At 39.8% G+C, this 17,916-nt stretch carries 11 protein-coding genes and 2 pseudogenes; 7 read left to right on the top strand and 6 right to left on the bottom strand.

The features are described from left to right. Positions 1 to 99: 99 nt before the first annotated feature. Positions 100 to 1,236, top strand: a pseudogene (locus DX522_RS06680) (DUF2827 family protein). Between the two features lie 54 nt (positions 1,237 to 1,290). On the opposite strand, the gene DX522_RS06685 reads toward DX522_RS06680, so the two are convergent. Together DX522_RS06685 and nhaA are read right to left on the bottom strand one after the other, a co-directional pair. Then, the gene (locus DX522_RS06685; RefSeq protein ID WP_115180239.1) at positions 1,291 to 2,823 is read right to left on the bottom strand and encodes a glycosyltransferase family 2 protein; all 1,533 of its coding nucleotides are present in this window, start codon (positions 2,821 to 2,823) and stop codon (positions 1,291 to 1,293) included. Between the two features lie 8 nt (positions 2,824 to 2,831). Beyond that, positions 2,832 to 4,019 (bottom strand): Na+/H+ antiporter NhaA, encoded by a 1,188-nt coding sequence (gene nhaA, locus DX522_RS06690; protein ID WP_115180240.1) that lies wholly within the window; start codon positions 4,017 to 4,019, stop codon positions 2,832 to 2,834. Positions 4,020 to 4,227: 208 nt separating this feature from the next. Between nhaA and brnQ the strand changes: the two are divergent. Beyond that, positions 4,228 to 5,528: pseudogene (gene brnQ / locus DX522_RS06695) on the top strand (branched-chain amino acid transport system II carrier protein). Positions 5,529 to 5,593: 65 nt separating this feature from the next. Here the strand turns inward: brnQ and rlmB are convergent. The 3 genes from rlmB to rpsT all read right to left on the bottom strand — a co-directional run bounded on the left by rlmB (position 5,594) and on the right by rpsT (position 9,120). Next, positions 5,594 to 6,334, bottom strand: a complete 741-nt coding sequence (gene rlmB, locus DX522_RS06700) for a 23S rRNA (guanosine(2251)-2'-O)-methyltransferase RlmB (protein WP_049364038.1) — start codon at positions 6,332 to 6,334, stop codon at positions 5,594 to 5,596. 16 nt (positions 6,335 to 6,350) lie between these two features. Beyond that, entirely contained in the window at positions 6,351 to 8,696 is a 2,346-nt protein-coding gene (rnr, locus tag DX522_RS06705) for a ribonuclease R (RefSeq protein WP_115180241.1), read from the bottom strand. Between the two features lie 160 nt (positions 8,697 to 8,856). After that, a complete protein-coding gene (gene rpsT, locus DX522_RS06710) occupies positions 8,857 to 9,120 on the bottom strand; it encodes a 30S ribosomal protein S20 (RefSeq protein WP_005695217.1) in 264 nt (87 codons plus the stop codon). 267 nt (positions 9,121 to 9,387) lie between these two features. Here rpsT and murJ point away from each other — a divergent pair, with 267 nt between their 5' ends. From murJ to ileS, 3 genes are read left to right on the top strand one after another with little or no spacing between them, the layout of a single operon-like run. Continuing rightward, the gene (gene murJ / locus DX522_RS06720; protein ID WP_115180242.1) at positions 9,388 to 10,962 is read left to right on the top strand and encodes a murein biosynthesis integral membrane protein MurJ; all 1,575 of its coding nucleotides are present in this window, start codon (positions 9,388 to 9,390) and stop codon (positions 10,960 to 10,962) included. 50 nt (positions 10,963 to 11,012) lie between these two features. After that, the gene (ribF, locus tag DX522_RS06725) at positions 11,013 to 11,939 is read left to right on the top strand and encodes a bifunctional riboflavin kinase/FAD synthetase (protein ID WP_115180243.1); all 927 of its coding nucleotides are present in this window, start codon (positions 11,013 to 11,015) and stop codon (positions 11,937 to 11,939) included. A 32-nt stretch (positions 11,940 to 11,971) separates the two neighbouring features. Next, positions 11,972 to 14,797 carry an isoleucine--tRNA ligase gene (gene ileS / locus DX522_RS06730; protein ID WP_115180244.1) on the top strand — a complete coding sequence of 942 codons (2,826 nt, stop codon included), beginning with the start codon at positions 11,972 to 11,974 and terminating at the stop codon, positions 14,795 to 14,797. Between the two features lie 101 nt (positions 14,798 to 14,898). Here ileS and DX522_RS06735 read toward each other — a convergent pair whose 3' ends face one another. Continuing rightward, a complete protein-coding gene (locus DX522_RS06735) occupies positions 14,899 to 15,735 on the bottom strand; it encodes a neutral zinc metallopeptidase (RefSeq protein WP_115180245.1) in 837 nt (278 codons plus the stop codon). Between the two features lie 177 nt (positions 15,736 to 15,912). On the opposite strand from DX522_RS06735, the gene lysM reads away from it, so the two are divergent. Next, a complete protein-coding gene (lysM, locus tag DX522_RS06740) occupies positions 15,913 to 16,353 on the top strand; it encodes a peptidoglycan-binding protein LysM (protein ID WP_115180246.1) in 441 nt (146 codons plus the stop codon). Between the two features lie 213 nt (positions 16,354 to 16,566). Beyond that, on the top strand, positions 16,567 to 17,865 hold the full coding sequence (gene tig, locus DX522_RS06745; protein ID WP_115180247.1) for a trigger factor: 1,299 nt from the start codon (positions 16,567 to 16,569) through the stop codon (positions 17,863 to 17,865). The last annotated feature ends 51 nt before the right edge of the window (positions 17,866 to 17,916 follow it).

Genomic DNA, 17,916 nt, shown 5'->3' on the forward strand with positions numbered 1-17,916 from the left:
GGTATATCCGAGTGATTTTTATTATTTAAGTTATTTGAAAATACGTTTATTTTTGACCGCACTTTTAGATGATTTAAATAATAAAAGAGGGAAGCTCGTATGCGTAAATATAAAATTGGAATTACCTTTAATTTAGAAGCAAAAGTCACAGATATTTGGGCAAATGGTGCGAACCAAAATGTGATTCATCTTTAGCATTTATTTCAACATTCTGATATTGTTGATGATGTGGTTTTAGTATCTTGGGGACCAGAAAATCGCACTACACCACCAGATGGTTTTATGTTAGAGGGCTTAAATCTTAAATATGCCTATGTTGAAGATGTGATTGATCAATTAGATGTATTGATTGAGGGGACTTTGGTCATTGAACCACATCAAGTTACTCGCATGCATGGGCATGGTGGAAAAGCTGTTTGCTATAAAATGGGCAATGACTTTATTATGGATATGGAAAATTTCCTTTTTGATAAGAAAGCGGGAAGAGTATTTAATGGTACGGTATTTGATTCTGTGTGGATGATTCCACAACATGAAAATACCTGTAAATCGTATTTTTCCATTATGTATCGTTGTCCTGCTTATGTCGTACCAGCAATTTGGTCACCCGTGTTCTGTGATCAAGTGATTAAGCGTATCAAGGAGCAAAATAATTTAGAATTCGGGTATGAACCTGATCCTGAGAAAAAAGCTAAACGTATTGCTTCTTTTGAAGCCAATATTAATGTGGTAAAAACCTGTTTTACACCAGTGTTAATTGCTGAACAAGCCTATCGTGAAGCCCCCAAAAAAATTAAGAATGTTTATATGTGTAATACTTATGATAAAAAAGATAATCCAACATTCTTTAATTTTATTGGTCGAACCGATCTTGTGAAAGACGGCATAATGACAGTGGAAGGTCGTTACCAAATGCCAGACTTTTTAGCTCGTTATGTGGATATTGTGCTTAGTCATCAATGGGAAAATGGCTTAAATTATGCTTATAATGATGCATTGTATGGTGGCTATCCATTTATTCATAATTCAAAACTGATTCCGAAAGGCGTGGGGTATTACTACGATCAGTTTGACGCATTTGAAGGTGCAAAAGTGTTGCTTGATGTGATTGATAACCATGATAAGCATCATGAGGAGTATGTGAAAAGAGCGAATGAGTATTTGGATTCTCTATTACCGACAAATCCAATGAATATCTATTTGTATGAGAAAGAAATCAAGCGATTGTTCTCTTAGTTAAATTAACAAAAATCCCTTAGCGAAGGCTGAGGGATTTTTTTAGAAAGTCACTTATTCATCAATATTTTCTAATGATTTCTTTAATTCATTAAATTCATTTTCATACATTTTTTTATGTTCTTCAGATAATAATGTGAAAGAATCATAAATGAATTGCTTTTGTTTAACTAAGTATTGATATAGTCCCTTAGATAAAGAGGAGTCATTCATACTTTTTATTTGGTTTAGCTTTTCAAGCACAATATCTATGAGATCTTTAGTGTTTTTAGGTTTTACAAACTCAGTAATTGATCCTAGTCGTTTAGCTCTATATATATAGAAATAGCTGTCATATAGTGCATAGCTTGAAATATAGGGAGCTAGATTAAAGCTCCAATCTAAATCTTCATGGTTTTTTCCTTTTGGAAAAAAGAGTTGATTATCTATGATGATTTTTCTTTTGACGACCTTATTACATGCGGAAGGTCTAAATATGTTTCTGCTAGTTAAAGTATAAAAGTCAGCAATATAATCGCCTGTTAGCCCCTCTTTAGAAATTGGGTAATATTCTTTTTTGTTATCTTTGTATCTGAATGTGAGATCATAAATAATAAGATCAGGATTTTCTTCTGAAATCTTAGCAAGATCAGAAAGAATACTTGTTCCTTCCCAATAATCATCACTATCTAAAAACATTAAGTATTCACCACGGGCAAGTTTAATACCCGCATTTCTTGCATCGGAAAGCCCACCATTGACTTTACGGATAAATACAATGTTATGGTGTTGTTTAGCATATTTAGTGCAAATATCGATAGAATTATCTGGTGAACCATCATCAACTAAAATCAGTTCATAATTCTGATAATTTTGTGCTAAGACAGATTCAATACATTGCTCAAGGTAACGTTCAACATTATAAATTGGCACAATGATGCTAAACAGTGGGTTTTCGATCTTGTCTTGTGGTTTTTGGTTTGGATTTTCGCCTAATAGATAACAAGCTTGAGCAATATTTTGAGGTTCATGGAATGCAGTGAATTGATCTGCAAGCCAGTAGGGTTTTGTTTCACTTAAAAGTGCGGTCAATTTTTTTGCGACATTTTTGCGGATGAGATAAAGCGAACAACCATAGTTGTATTGGTTAATATCGCCATAAATTAAAGCATAAGGCTCATCACCTATTTGAAATAAACGCTCTCCAGAACGACCCTCACCATCATGTTGCAATTTGATAATTCCGTAAGAGGAATATTTATTGGCATAATGGATAGCATGCTGAATGAAGTTTTCAACAGGTTGTATTTTACTTTCACCAATTAAAGCAAAATCATTATCTTGTAACTGTTCATTTTCAGCAATGGCTTTCCAGCACTGAATATGAGATAGCGTGTGGGCGATTTCTTTGTTATTGGGCGTGCGATCAAGTATTTCTTCAGCTTTCTTTAAATTAAATAAGGCTGAAGAATTACCGAGTAAGCTAACCTGTTCTTTAGTTACTGCAGGAACAGGTACAACATGAGAGTCAGAGGTGCATTGTAAAAAATGACTCAGTCCCTCTATTTTTTCAGAAGCATAAATCACATAACAGGTTAGTTTTTCCATCGTTTTAATTACCCTTTATTTTTCGCAGTAGTCGATTTTAACGCCATATACCCCACAATCGCAGAAACAGTAGAACCTAATAAGATCCCTAGGCGAGAAAGGGCGTTAATGCTTTCACCTGCATCTGCATTGAAGGCTAGGCTAGCTAAGAACATTGACATGGTGAAACCAATGCCACATAAAATCGCTACGGCAAAAATTTGTTTGAAGTTGATACCTTGAGGAAGCTTTGCAATGCCCAGTTTAACGGAAAGATAACTGAAACCAAATACACCAAGTGGTTTTCCGATAATTAAGCCTAAAGAAATCGCAAATAATAATGGCGATGAAAGCATACTTGAGTCGATACCGTCAAAACTTACCCCCGCATTGGCAAAAGCGAATAATGGCAGAATAATAAAGGATGACCAAGGCGCAAGAATATGTTCAAAGTCATGTAATGGTGTTTCGCCATTTTTGCCTTTTAATGGAATACAAAATCCGATGATAACGCCTGCAAGAGTAGCGTGTACGCCAGATTTTAATACAGAAGCCCATAAGATGGCTCCCACTACCATATAGGCACAAAGTGCGGTCACTTTAAAGCGATTTAATGCGATAAGTACAGCAATTGCAATGGCAGCAAAGACAAGAGCTTGCACGCTTAATCCATGTGAGAAGAAGAGTGCAATCACGACAATGGCGCCTAAGTCATCAATGATGGCTAAAGCAAGTAAAAAGATTTTTAGTGGGAGTGGCACTTGTTTACTTAATAACGCCATGATACCAAGAGCAAAGGCTATGTCTGTCGCCATTGGGATTGCCCAGCCATCGGCTAAAGCGGGATCTTGTTGGGCGATAAATACATAAACTAAGGCAGGAATGATCATTCCCCCAACGGCAGCAATAGCAGGGAAAACCGCTTGTTGATAGCTTGAAAGGGAGCCCTCGAATAATTCTCTTTTGACTTCCATTCCCACTAAAACAAAGAATACTGCCATAAAACCATCGTTGATCCAGTGAATTAAGGTTTTATCGATAGAAAAACTACCTACTTGAATGCTGACTGGTAAGTTTAAAAAATTGTTATAATTTTGATTGAGCGGTGAATTGGCTAATAGCATTGCAATTACCGCTGAAAAAAGTAATAAAATTCCACCAGCTGATTCCAATTTGAAAAAACGCTGAATTTGTTGAATCAAACTCAGTTTATTCATTCATTCTCTCCTAAAAAAGTAATAAAAAATAATAAAGCTTGGATACTATCACAAATTTACTGATTTTGGGGAAAGAAATGTAGATAATGTGAGATTTAATCGGAATGTGATGGATTTTGTGATCTATTTCACAAAATTTATTTTCATTTTTGGAATAAAAAACAATTTAATAGTAAAATCCCTAAAATTTATTTATTCGAGAATACTTATGTTTTCAAAAAAAGATATCATCGTGTTAGGTATGATGATTTTTGCTTTATTTTTAGGTGCAGGAAATATTATTTTTCCACCGATGGAAGGTTACTCAGCAGGTAACCATTGGGCAACCGCTTCGCTAGGATTTGTGATAACAGGCGTACTCATGCCATTTATTACATTGGTTGTTGTGTCAGTATTAGGACGTGGTGAAGAACTGACTAAGAACTTACCCAAGTGGGCAGGTGTAGCTTTTTTAACCATTCTTTATTTAGTGATTGGTTCAACCTTTGCCATGCCTCGAATTACCAACGTGGCTTATGAAATGGCATGGTTACCATTGGGGCTTGTTGAAGATAGTTCGACGACACGTCTTATTTTCTCTGTGATCTTTAATATTATCGCGATGGGATTCATGATTCGTCCAAGTACAATTATTTCAACGGTGGGTGAAGTGATGACGCCAGCATTGTTGGTATTATTACTTGTTGTTGGGGCACTGTTTTTGTTTCACCGCTTTCTGATATTGTTGCACCATCTCGGGCGTATGCTGAGAATTCAGCATTAACCACAGGGTTAATTAGTGGTTATCAAACGATGGATGTACTTGCAGCGATTGCCTTTGGTGGCATTGTTGCACGGGCGTTATCTGCAAAAAATGTGACTAATCCCCAAAAGATTGTTCAATATACTATTTCAGCGGGTTTCGTATCTGTCATTTTATTAGGTTGCTTGTATTTCGCCTTATTTTACTTAGGGGCGACTTCTGATGCTGTGGCACAAGGCGCAACAAATGGCGGACAAATCTTCTCTCGTTATGTGAACAGTTTATTCGGCACTGCGGGAACCTGGATCATGGCGGGGATTATTACTTTAGCAAGTCTAACCACATTAGTGGGCGTAACCAGTGCATGTGGTGATTACTTCTCCAAGTTTTCGACGCGTTTTTCCTATCCATTTTGGATTGTCTTCTTCACTGCCATGACGACAATTATTTCACAATATGGCTTAACAAAATTACTCCGAGTGACGATTCCTGCCTTGTTGTTGATTTACCCAATGGCGATCATGTTAGTTGTTTTACAGCTAGTGCGTAATAAATTGCCTTCTATTCGATTGAGCTATTATGTGACCATTTTAGTGACGGTTTGCTTTAGTTTAGTTGATAGTTTAAAAAACTTGGATGTTTTGCCGGAAGGATTACATCAAATCATGACTCATTTCCCGCTCTATTCACAAGGGCTCGCATGGCTTGTACCAGCATTATGTACTTTAGTGCTTTCCATGATATTCGGGAAAACGATTTCAAAATAACAAAAATGCCGACAATGATTTGTCGGCATTTTTTATATCAAGTACGGTTGTTTTTTCACGTGTTTTTAGGCGGCAAGGCGTTGTCTCACAATTTCAAATAAACATACACCTGTTGCAACGGAAACATTCAGGGATGAAACTGAGCCCGCCATTGGAATACTAATGAGTTGATCACAATGCTCACGAGTAAGACGGCGCATGCCTTCACCTTCGGCCCCCATCACTAAGGCAAGAGAACCAGTAAGTTTACTTTGATAAATGGTTTCTGTTGCTTCGCCAGCTGTACCTACCACCCAAATATTATGATTTTGTTGTAGATCTCGCAAAGTACGAGCTAAATTGGTTACGCGAATTAATGGCACAGTCTCCGCAGCACCGCAAGCCACTTTACGTGCAATAGAAGTGAGTTGAGCGGATTTATCTTTTGGCACAATAACAGCGCTCACTCCAGCAGCATCTGCAGTACGTAAACAGGCACCCAGGTTATGAGGATCTGTCACGCCATCAAGCACTAACAAAAGTGGATTTTGCTTACGAGTAAGAAGTTCATCCAGATCATGTTCATTCAGCTCTTTCGCTTCTTGCACTCGAGCAATCACACCTTGATGAACTTCACCGTTGGATTTTTTATCTAATGTTTGACGGTTTACAAATTGCACCGCAATGCCTAAAGCATAGAGCTCATTGAGTAAGGATTGTAGGCGTTTATCTTCACGACCTTTTAGCACAAATACTTCAATTAAACGCTCAGGGCTATTTGCTAAAATGCTGTTTACAGCATGGATACCATAGATATTTTCTGACATAGTGTTCTCTTATTTATTATTTCTTCCGTTTTCTAGTCGGTTTCTTAGAAACGTCTTTATTTTTGACCGCACTTTTACGTTTTTTTGACACTTTAGGTGGCAGTTCCTTAAAGACTTTTTTTGCTTTTTGCTTCGCTGTTTTTCCCACTCGACGCGGTTTTCGTGCGCTTTCGATTAAACTGAAATCTACCATTTTTTGTTCTAAATGAACGGCGACCACGCGAATTTTGACTTTATCGCCAAGGCGGTAGATCATACCACTATTTTCACCGATTAAACGTTGTTTTGCAGAATCAAATTGATAGTAGTCGTTATCTAAAGTGGAAATATGGACTAAGCCGTCAATAAATAAATCATCTAAACGCACGAATAAGCCAAAGCCTGTTACAGATGAGATCACCCCGCTAAATTCAGCACCCACGTGATCTTGCATATATTCACATTTCAACCAATCAGCTACTTCGCGAGTGGCATCATCGGCACGGCGTTCTGTCATCGAGCAGTGATCGCCTAATAAATCCATTTCATCAAAAGAATAGTGATAGCCGCCAGTATCTGTGGTTTTACGTTTAGCGCCTTTTTCTTTTGCTAATAAATACTTAATCCCACGATGTAGGGTTAAATCCGGATAACGACGAATCGGAGAGGTAAAGTGAGCATATTCCTCTAAAGCTAGACCAAAGTGGCCGATATTATCCGCATTATAAACTGCTTGGCTTAATGAACGGAGCAACATGGTTTGAATAAGCTCATGATCCGGACGATCTTTCACTTGCTCTAACAATTTCGCATAATCTTTTGTGATTGGTTTCATGCCGCCTTCAAGGCTTAAACCGCATTCACTTAAGAATGCATGGAAAGACGTCAGTTTTTCTTCGCTTGGTGTGGCATGAATACGATAGAGTGAAGGCTCTTTATGTTTTTCCATAAAGTTTGCTGCTGCAATATTCGCAAGAATCATGCATTCTTCAATGATTTTGTGAGCATCATTTCGCACAACAGGTTCAATGCGATCAATTCGTCCCATAGCATTGAAAATAAATTTGGTTTCTATGGTTTCAAAATCGATGGCACCACGTTGTTTACGGGCATTGAGTAATGCTTGATAGAGATGATGCAATTCTTCTAAATGTGGTACTAGCCCTTGATAACGGGTGCGGAGCTCATCATCGCCGTCTAAAATCGCCGCGACTTTCGTATAGGTTAAACGTGCATGAGAATTCATCACCGCTTCATAAAAACGATAATCGGTGAGTTTACCTTTGGCAGAAATGTGCATTTCACACACCATACACAAGCGATCAACTTGTGGATTCAGTGAACACAATCCGTTTGATAAAATCTCCGGTAGCATTGGCACAACACGATTTGGGAAGTAAACAGAGTTACCTCGGTTATAAGCTTCAGCATCTAATGCCGAACGTAAACGCACATAATAGCTGACATCGGCAATCGCCACCCAAAGTTTCCAGCCTTTACCGCTTTTTTCGCAATATACGGCATCATCAAAATCGCGCGCATCTTCACCATCAATGGTCACCAGAGGCAGATTACGTAAATCTACACGGCCTTTTTTCGCTTCTTCAGGCACTTCTTCCGTGAATTTTTTAACGTATTTTTCGACCGCACTTGGGAATTGGTGAGGAATGTCATGATTACGAAGAGCGATCTCCACTTCCATCCCTTTTGCCATATTGTCACCCAGAATTTCGGTGATGATGCCAACAGGTTGAGTAAAGGAGGCAGATCGTTCTTGCAATTCAACCACGACAACTTGTCCCATTCTTGCACCATTGCGGTGTTCATTAGGGACTAAAATGTCTCGTCCGATACGACTGTCATCAGGTACCACATAGCTAAAACCATTTTCTAAGAAGAAACGGCCGACAATTTGTTTTTTACGACTCTCAAGCACGCGAACAATACGGACTTCACGACGGCCACGGCGATCTAAGCCTGCAGGTTGCGCTAACACAAAATCACCGTGCATTACACGTTGCATTTGGTGATTAGGAATAAAGAGATCCTCTTTTTTACCTTCGACTTGTAAAAAGCCATAGCCTTCGCGATGGCCAATGACCATGCCTTTGAATAAATCCAATTTTTCAGGCAAGGCATAGCGTTTACGTTTCGTAAAAACTAACTGTCCATCATTTTCCATGGCGCGTAAGCGGCGGCGCATGGCTTCTTGTTGTTCGTCACTTTTAATTGAAAGTGCGGTCAGAATTTCTTCCCGACTCATCGGGGCATTATTTTCACGAATAATTTGCAGAATGTAGTCTCTGCTTGGGATCGGATTACCATATTTTGCTAATTCTTTTTGATAATTTGGATCCGCTTTTTTAAAAGATTTTTTGGTCATTTATTGTTTATTTTATGATTAATTTTTAAGTTGTGGGGTAGTTTACAGGTTAAAGGAGGGAATGCAAGCTCGTTATGGGGCGTTTGTGGCAGGACGGTTTACGGCAAACAAAAACCGCACCAAAGTGCGGTTTTATTTTTAAGCTGTTTTAGTGCTTTAATTACGCTAATTTTTTGATTTGAGCAGCTAATTTAGCTTTGTGGTTTGCTGCTTTGTTAGCGTGGATTAAGCCTTTAGAAGCCATACGGTCAACAACTTTTTGCATTTCAACGAATGCTGCTTCAGCTGCTGCTTTTTCACCTGCTGCTACTTGAGCATATACTTTTTTGATGTAAGTACGCATCATAGAGCGTTGGCTTGCGTTGTGTTGGCGGCGTTTTTCAGATTGAACCGCGCGTTTTTTTGCTGACTTGATATTAGCCAAGGTCAAACTCCTAAAATTTCTGTTAGATGATTATGACAAAATAAGGGCGTAGAATATGCCGATTTTTTATACTTTTGTCAATGAATAATTTGTGTTGATTTCGGTGAGACACAACCGAAAGTAAGCATCGTTATTTAAAAAAAGCGCTTTCTATTGGCTCACACAAACGATGTGGGCAGGATTTTATCAGTTTTTTTCGTTGGAATATAGCGTAAAAACAAAAATTCTATACAATTAAGGCAAATTTTTTTGAAGAGACCCCCTATTTTGAGTAAACGACTTTTAAAATCCGGCATTATCGTGAGTGGGATGACATTAGTATCCCGTGTGTTAGGTTTAGTCCGTGATGTGGTAATAGCACATTTAATCGGTGCAGGTGCGGCGGCAGACGTGTTTTTATTCGCTAACCGTATCCCAAACTTTTTACGTCGTTTATTTGCGGAAGGTGCATTTTCTCAGGCTTTCGTACCCGTATTAGCTGAATATCAAAAATCGGGCGATCTTTCTAAAACCCGTGAATTTATCGGGAAAGTGTCGGGTACACTGGGCGGATTAGTTAGTGTCGTCACCTTGCTTGCCATGGTGGGATCACCTGTTGTGGCGGCGATCTTCGGGATGGGCTGGTTTACCGATTGGCTAAATGACGGACCGGATGCGCACAAGTTTGAACAAGCGTCTTTACTCTTAAAAATTACGTTTCCTTATTTATGGTTTGTCACCTTTGTGGCACTGTCAGGCGCGATTTTAAATACGATAGGCAAATTTGGCGTGATGTCGTTTTCGCCTGTTTTGCTCAATATCGCCATGATTGCGACCGCACTTTTCCTCGCACCAAGATTAGACAATCCTGATCTTGCCCTTGCTATCGGGATCTTCTTAGGCGGTTTATTACAATTTTTATTCCAAATCCCTTTCTTGAAGAAAGCCGGCTTGCTCGTAAAACCAAAATGGGCGTGGCATGATGAAGGGGTTGCCAAAATCCGACGATTAATGATTCCAGCTTTGTTCGGGGTTTCAGTAAGTCAAATCAACTTGCTGCTTGATACGGTCATTGCCAGTTTCTTAATGACGGGATCCATTAGTTGGCTTTATTATTCTGATCGTCTATTAGAGTTTCCACTTGGGCTATTTGGTATTGCAATTTCCACTGTGATTTTACCGACACTTGCTCGCCATCACGTGAATCGAGAAGATAATTCTTCCCAAAGTGCGGTTGATTTTCGTAATACCATGGACTGGGGCGTACGAATGATTTTATTACTCGGCGTGCCCGCCGCGATTGGTATTGCCGTGTTAGCCCAACCAATGTTACTGGTATTGTTTATGCGTGGCAGTTTTACCTTAACAGATGTGCATGCAGCCTCTTATTCTTTATGGGCATTCAATGCCGGTTTGCTTAGCTTTATGCTGATTAAGATCCTAGCTAATGGCTATTACGCACGCCAAGATACCAAAACGCCCGTGAAAATCGGGATCATCGCCATGGTGAGCAATATGGGCTTTAATGTGTTGGCGATTCCATTTAGTTATATAGGGTTGGCGATTGCTTCTGCGATGTCAGCAACCTTAAATGCTTATTTGCTTTATCGTGGTTTAGTCAAAGCGGATGTTTATCATTTTTCACGTAAAAGTGCGGTCTTTTTTCTGAAAGTTTTAGGCGCAGCCTTAGCCATGGGCGGTTTGGTTTGGTATAACTGCCCGTCGATTCAAGAATGGGCTGCCATGACATTTTTAATGCGTGTCTATTGGTTGGTTTGGTTAATTGGGCTGGCTGCGGTGGTGTATTTAGGCGTATTGTTGCTCTTGGGTGTTCGTAAACACCATTTACTGACAAAACATTAAGTTACCGCTATAATGAACCGATTATTTTTCGTTTTTTGGAATAAGATGTAATGCAATTAATTCGTGGGCTTCATAATACACAGCCATATTTGTCAGGGTGCGCATTAACCATTGGCAATTTTGATGGGGTGCATTTGGGGCATCAGGCGATTTTGCGTCATCTTCGTCAGAAAGCGAATGCGCTGAATTTACCCATGGCAGTGATGCTTTTTGAGCCGCAACCGCGCGAATATTTTATGGGTGACAAAGCCCCTGCGCGCTTAATGCGATTAAGAGATAAATTGCATTATTTGGCTCAGGCGGGTGTAGATGTGGTGATCGTCGCGAAATTTGACCGCACTTTCGCCAATCTTCCTGCAGAACAATTTATTGAAGATTGGCTTGTACGCAAATTAAATGTGAAGTTTCTCAGCATTGGCGATGATTTCAAATTTGGTGCGAAACGTTTAGGCAATTTTGCGATGTTGCAACAAGCAGGAAAGCAGTTTGGTTTTGAAGTTGAAGACAGTCGCACCTTCTGTTTAGATGAGTTACGTATCAGTAGCACCGCTATCCGTGAAGCATTGGCTAGAGATGATTTACAGCATGCGGAAAATTTACTCGGTAAGCCTTATCGTATTTGGGGACGAGTGATACACGGCAATAAATTAGGGCGAACCATTGGTTTTCCTACCGCGAATGTTCGTTTACATCGTCAAGTGAACCCAGTAAAAGGGGTTTATGCGGTGAAAGTGTGGTTAAAATCGGGCGAGATTTTTAACGGCGTTGCAAACATGGGAAAACGCCCAACTATTAACGGTACGATGCAATTATTAGAAGTTCATTTATTTGATTTTTCTCAGAATATTTATGGGCAAATGGTCGAAGTGGAATTCAGCCATAAGATTCGCGATGAGATAAAGTTTCCTTCTTTTGAAGCGTTGAAAGCTCAAATAGAACAAGACGTAAAAACAGCGAAAGCATTTTTTGCAAAATAGAATTATATTGAAATATAAAATTGGAAAATAACATGACAGTTGATTACAAAAACACGTTAAATTTACCTGAAACAGGTTTCCCAATGCGTGGCGATCTAGCCAAACGCGAACCTGTAATGTTAAAAAATTGGTATGACAAACAGTTGTATCAAAAAATCCGCCAAGCGACGAAAGGTAAAAAATCCTTTATTTTGCACGATGGCCCTCCGTATGCGAACGGCAATATTCATATTGGTCACGCCGTTAATAAAATTCTGAAAGATATTATTGTTAAATCCAAAACCGCATTAGGTTTTGACTCGCCTTATATCCCAGGTTGGGACTGTCATGGCTTGCCAATTGAATTAAAAGTAGAAGGTTTAGTGGGTAAACCAAACGAGAAAGTGACTGCAGCTGAATTCCGCCAAAAATGCCGAGAATATGCGGCAGAGCAAGTAGAAGGGCAGAAAAAAGACTTTATCCGTTTAGGGGTGTTAGGCGATTGGGATAATCCTTATTTAACGATGAACTTCAACACTGAAGCAAACATCATCCGCACACTCGGTAAAGTGATTGCGAATGGCCATTTATACAAAGGTTCAAAACCAGTGCACTGGTGTTTGGATTGTGGCTCTTCTTTAGCAGAAGCAGAAGTGGAATATGAAGATAAAGTTTCTCCGTCTATCTATGTTCGTTTCCCAGCAGTAAGTGCGGTTGAAATTGAAGAGAAATTTAACGCAGTGGGCAAAGGCCATGGCAAATTATCTGCGGTGATTTGGACAACCACACCTTGGACAATGCCATCTAACCGTGCAATTGCGGTAAATGCAGACTTAGAATACCACTTAGTACAACTTGGCGATGAGCGTGTGATTTTAGCTGCTGAATTAGTTGAATCCGTAGCGAAAGCCGTGGGCGTAGAACAAGTTGAAGTTTTAGGTTCAGTAAAAGGTCAGGCGCTTGAGTTAGTACGCTTTAACCATCCGTTCTATGATTTCACTGTACCAGTGATTTTAGGTGATCACGTGACCACTGATGGCGGTACAGGTTTAGTACACACTGCACCGGATCATGGTTTGGACGACTTTATTGTAGGACAAAAATATAATTTACCAATGGCGGGTCTTGTATCGAATGACGGTAAATTTATTTCAACGACTGAATTCTTTGCAGGCAAAGGTGTGTTTGAAGCGAACCCATTGGTTGTTGAAAAATTACAAGAAGTGGGTAACTTATTAAAAGTTGAGAAAATCAAACACAGCTACCCACACTGCTGGCGCCACAAAACGCCAATTATTTTCCGCGCGACTCCGCAATGGTTTATCGGCATGGAAACGCAGGGTCTACGCCAACAAGCATTAGGCGAAATCAAACAAGTTCGTTGGATTCCAGATTGGGGTCAAGCACGTATCGAGAAAATGGTTGAAAACCGCCCTGACTGGTGTATTTCCCGTCAACGTACTTGGGGTGTGCCGATGACCTTGTTCGTGCACAAAGAAACTGAAGAACTTCATCCGCGTACCTTAGAGTTACTTGAAGAAGTAGCGAAACGTGTAGAGAAAGCCGGTATTCAAGCATGGTGGGATTTAGACGAAAAAGAATTATTAGGTGCGGACGCAGAAACCTATCGCAAAGTGCCTGATACCCTTGACGTATGGTTTGACTCAGGATCAACCTATTCTTCTGTTGTCGCAAATCGCCCAGAATTTAACGGCCAAGATATCGACATGTATTTAGAAGGTTCTGACCAACATCGTGGTTGGTTTATGTCTTCTTTAATGCTTTCTACGGCAACAGACAGCAAAGCACCATACAAACAAGTATTAACTCATGGTTTCACCGTGGATGGTCAAGGTCGTAAGATGTCAAAATCTATCGGTAACATCGTGACACCACAAGAAGTCATGGATAAATTCGGTGGCGACATTTTACGTTTATGGGTTGCATCTACCGACTATACCGGTGAAATGACTGTTTCTGATGAGATCTTAAAACGTGCCGCGGACAGCTATCGTCGTATTCGTAACACCGCGCGTTTCTTACTAGCGAACTTGAATGGTTTTGATCCGCAACGTGATGCCGTTAAACCGGAAGACATGATTAGCTTAGATTGTTGGGCGGTAGCTTGTGCCTTAGATGCACAAAAAGAAATTAAAGACGCGTACGATAACTATCAATTCCATACGGTGGTACAACGTTTAATGCGTTTCTGTTCTGTGGAAATGGGTTCGTTCTACCTTGATATTATCAAAGACCGTCAATATACCACCAAAGCAGACAGCCTTGCGCGTCGTAGCTGCCAAACAGCTTTATGGCACATTGCAGAAGCATTGGTTCGTTGGATGGCACCAATCCTGTCATTCACGGCAGATGAAATTTGGGGGTACTTACCACAAACCGCAACTGCACGTGCTGAATTCGTCTTTACTGAAGAATTCTACGAAGGCCTATTTGGCTTAGGTGAGAATGAAAAACTAGACGATGCTTACTGGCAACAACTGATTAAAGTTCGTTCTGAAGTGAACCGCGTATTAGAAGTCGCACGTAACGATAAAGTGATTGGTGGCGGTTTAGAAGCAGAAGTGACCGTTTATGCGAATGACGAATATCGTGCATTATTAGAACAATTAGGTAATGAATTACGTTTCGTGTTAATCACCTCAAAAGCAGAAGTGAAAGCATTAGCTGACAAACCTACAGATGTGGCTGCGGGTGAATTAGAAGGTATTGCAGTGAGTGTAGCTCGTTCTAACGGTGAAAAATGTCCACGCTGCTGGCATTATTCTGACAAAATCGGCGTAAACCCTGAACATCCTACACTTTGTCCACGTTGTGTGGAAAACGTAGCGGGTAACGGCGAAGTACGTCAGTTCGCGTAAGCTTAACATAATGAAGAAAAGAGCGGTCAAAATTGACCGCTCTTTTTTATGTTTAAATGAACAGAAATAAAAAAGGCTGACATGAATCAGCCTTAAAGATCTTATTGGTTAAAAGTATTACATACAGAAGGGTTAGCGCTTTGTAAGCCTTTTCTGAACCATTCTAGACGCTGTGCAGATGTGCCGTGAGTGAAGCTATCCGGTACCACATAACCTTGGCTGTGTTTTTGTAAACGGTCATCGCCCACAGCTTCTGCTGCATTAAACGCTTTTTCTTCATCACCACGTTCAAATAAACCACTTTTTACCGCTTGACTCGCCCAAACACCAGAGAAACAGTCAGCTTGAAGTTCTAATTGAACAGAAAGTTGATTTGCCGTTTTACGATCGCTGCTTTGTTGTGCGCGATTCACTTGTGGCAGAATACCAAGCATATTTTGTACATGGTGACCGACTTCGTGCGCAATTACATAAGCAAAGGCTGAATCACCTGCTGCACCCAGTTTATTTTTCATTTCATTATAGAATGATAAATCAAGGTAAACTTTGCGATCGCTCGGACAGTAGAATGGGCCCATTGCAGATTGACCCGTACCACAAGCAGTTGGCGTTACACCATTGTAAAGCACCATGGTTGGCTCGCTATAGGTTTTACCCATTTGTCTAAAATATTGTCCCCAAACGGTTTCAGTATCCGCTAATACAACTTTAGAAAGACTCGCAAGCTGCTGTTCTTCTTGGGTTTCTAATTGTTGAGAACTTTGTCCTGAAAAATCCGGTGTGCCCACTAAGCCTGAAAGATCTACGCCATAATAAGCGCCGACTAAAAGAATGATAATACCGAGAACACCGGTGCCTTTTCCACCACCGAAGTTACCGCCGCCAGAGCCACGTCTATCTTCAATATTTGAGCTTTCTCTACGACCTTCCCAACGCATAATTTGTCCTTTCTGAGTGAGTAAATTAAAAATCGGCGTATTCTATCAAAGTGCGGTCAATTTTAGATCAGTTTTCTTAAAATATTTACATAGCTTTACACTCTGATTTATAGACTTCTTAAGGGAATTTCAGTATCGTAATAATCCCTTAAACAAACATACAAAAGGAACTTTAAAATGGGTTTATTTGATTTTGTCAGTGACATTGGTAAGAAAGTTTTCTCTAAAGAAGAAGATGCGTCTAAAGCAGTGACGCAACACATCGCAGAAGACAATCCAGGCGTGGAAAACTTATCTGTTACCGTTGAAAATGGTGTAGCAAATATCCAAGGTGTGGCATCAACTGCAGCAGCATTAGAAAAAGCTGTATTAATGGCGGGTAACATTCAAGGTATCCACTCAGTAACAAGCGATGCAAGCATCAATAACGGTGAGACCTTAGGCGGTGATGAAACATTCTATGTAATCCAAAAAGGTGACACCTTGTGGAAAATCGCCGAGAAAGCTTATGGAAATGGCGCGAAATATACCGCTATCGTTGAAGCGAACAAAGAAGTGATTAAAGACGCGGATAAGATTTTCCCTGGTCAAAAAATTCGTTTACCGAAAGGTTTATAATTCGATAAAAAGTGTGGTTATTTTTGACCGCACTTTTTTCTTTATTCAAAATTGTTGATAAATTGTGCAATTTTAGCGGGTTTTCTATTGAATTTTCCAGTTTCTATCGACTGTTTGATTTTCTTTCGCTATAATTTGGCGGTTTTTTATTTTTACAAACAATAACGTGTTCGGTGTGGTTTTTACCGAGTGCAACATTAATTGAGGTTACAAATGTCATTAAATATTGAAACAACTCAAGGTTTAGAGCGTCGTGTGACGATCACCGTTCCAGCTGAAGCTGTAGAAAAAGCAACTCGTGAAGAATTCAAACGTGCAGCAAAAAATGTACGTGTTGATGGTTTCCGTAAAGGTCATGTGCCAGCTCACATCATTGAACAACGTTTTGGCGCATCAATCCGTCAAGATGTATTAAACGATTTATTACCACGTCATTTCTTTGATGCAGTAATCGCTGAGAAAATCAACATCGCAGGTCGTCCAACTTTCGCTATCGAAACGTTCGAACCTGGTAAAGATTTATCATTCACTGCAACTTTCGAAGTGTACCCAGAAGTTGAATTAAAAGGCTTAGAAAACATCAAAGTTGAGAAACCAACTGTTGAAATCACTGAAGTTGATATCGATAAAATGATCGATGTATTACGTAAACAACAAGCGACTTGGGCTGAAAGCAAAGCTGCAGCGAAAGCAGATTCACGCGTAACAATCGACTTCGTTGGTTCAGTAGACGGCGAAGAATTCGAAGGCGGTAAAGCAACTGATTTCGTTCTATTCATGGGCCAAGGTCGTATGATCCCAGGTTTTGAAGAGGGCATCGTAGGTCACAAAGCAGGTGAACAATTCGATATCAATGTGACTTTCCCAGCAGAATACCATTCTGAAAACTTGAAAGGTAAAGATGCAAAATTTGCGATCACCTTGAAAAAAGTAGAAGAAATGGAATTACCTGAATTAACAGATGAGTTCGTTGCTAAATTTGGTCCTAACACCAAAACTGTGGCAGATTTACGTGCAGAAATCCGTAAAAACATGGAACGTGAATTGAAAAACGCATTAGTTTCTCGCGTTAAACAACAAGTCATCAACGGTTTAATCGAACAAAACCCAATTGATGTTCCAGCTTCTGCAGTAGAAGAAGAAATCAATGTGTTACGTAACCAAGCAGCACAACGCTTCGGTGGCAATGCACAACAAGCTTCACAATTACCACGTGAATTATTTGAAGCGGATGCAAAACGTCGTGTTCAAGTCGGTTTATTATTCTCTGAAGTGATCAAATCAAACGAATTGAAAGCGGATGAAGAACGTGCGAAAACAATGATCGCGGATATCGCTTCTGCTTACGAGCAACCAGCTGAAGTAGTTGAATATTACAGCAAAAATGAAGAGTTAATGAACAACATTCGCAACGTAGTATTAGAAGAACAAGCAGTTGATGCCGTTCTTGCTAAAGCTCAAGTGACTGAAAAAGCGTCTTCATTTGATGAGATCATGAATCCACAAGCATAATAATTGATAGAACGTGAATTAAATTCACAGGTATATCATCGAAAAGTGCGG

It is taken from the genome of Haemophilus parainfluenzae (genome assembly GCF_900450995.1).
GTDB lineage: Bacteria > Pseudomonadota > Gammaproteobacteria > Enterobacterales > Pasteurellaceae > Haemophilus_D > Haemophilus_D parainfluenzae_O.

Excerpts from the sequence above, each read along its gene's own strand:
- DX522_RS06685 (WP_115180239.1), bottom strand. The coding sequence starts at position 2,823 with ATGGAAAAACTAACCTGTTATGTGATTTATGCTTCTGAAAAAATAGAG.
- ileS (WP_115180244.1), top strand. The coding sequence starts at position 11,972 with ATGACAGTTGATTACAAAAACACGTTAAATTTACCTGAAACAGGTTTC.
- rlmB (WP_049364038.1), bottom strand. The coding sequence starts at position 6,334 with ATGTCAGAAAATATCTATGGTATCCATGCTGTAAACAGCATTTTAGCA.
- nhaA (WP_115180240.1), bottom strand. The coding sequence starts at position 4,019 with ATGAATAAACTGAGTTTGATTCAACAAATTCAGCGTTTTTTCAAATTG.
- rnr (WP_115180241.1), bottom strand. The coding sequence starts at position 8,696 with ATGACCAAAAAATCTTTTAAAAAAGCGGATCCAAATTATCAAAAAGAA.
- ribF (WP_115180243.1), top strand. The coding sequence starts at position 11,013 with ATGCAATTAATTCGTGGGCTTCATAATACACAGCCATATTTGTCAGGG.
- tig (WP_115180247.1), top strand. The coding sequence starts at position 16,567 with ATGTCATTAAATATTGAAACAACTCAAGGTTTAGAGCGTCGTGTGACG.
- lysM (WP_115180246.1), top strand. The coding sequence starts at position 15,913 with ATGGGTTTATTTGATTTTGTCAGTGACATTGGTAAGAAAGTTTTCTCT.
- DX522_RS06735 (WP_115180245.1), bottom strand. The coding sequence starts at position 15,735 with ATGCGTTGGGAAGGTCGTAGAGAAAGCTCAAATATTGAAGATAGACGT.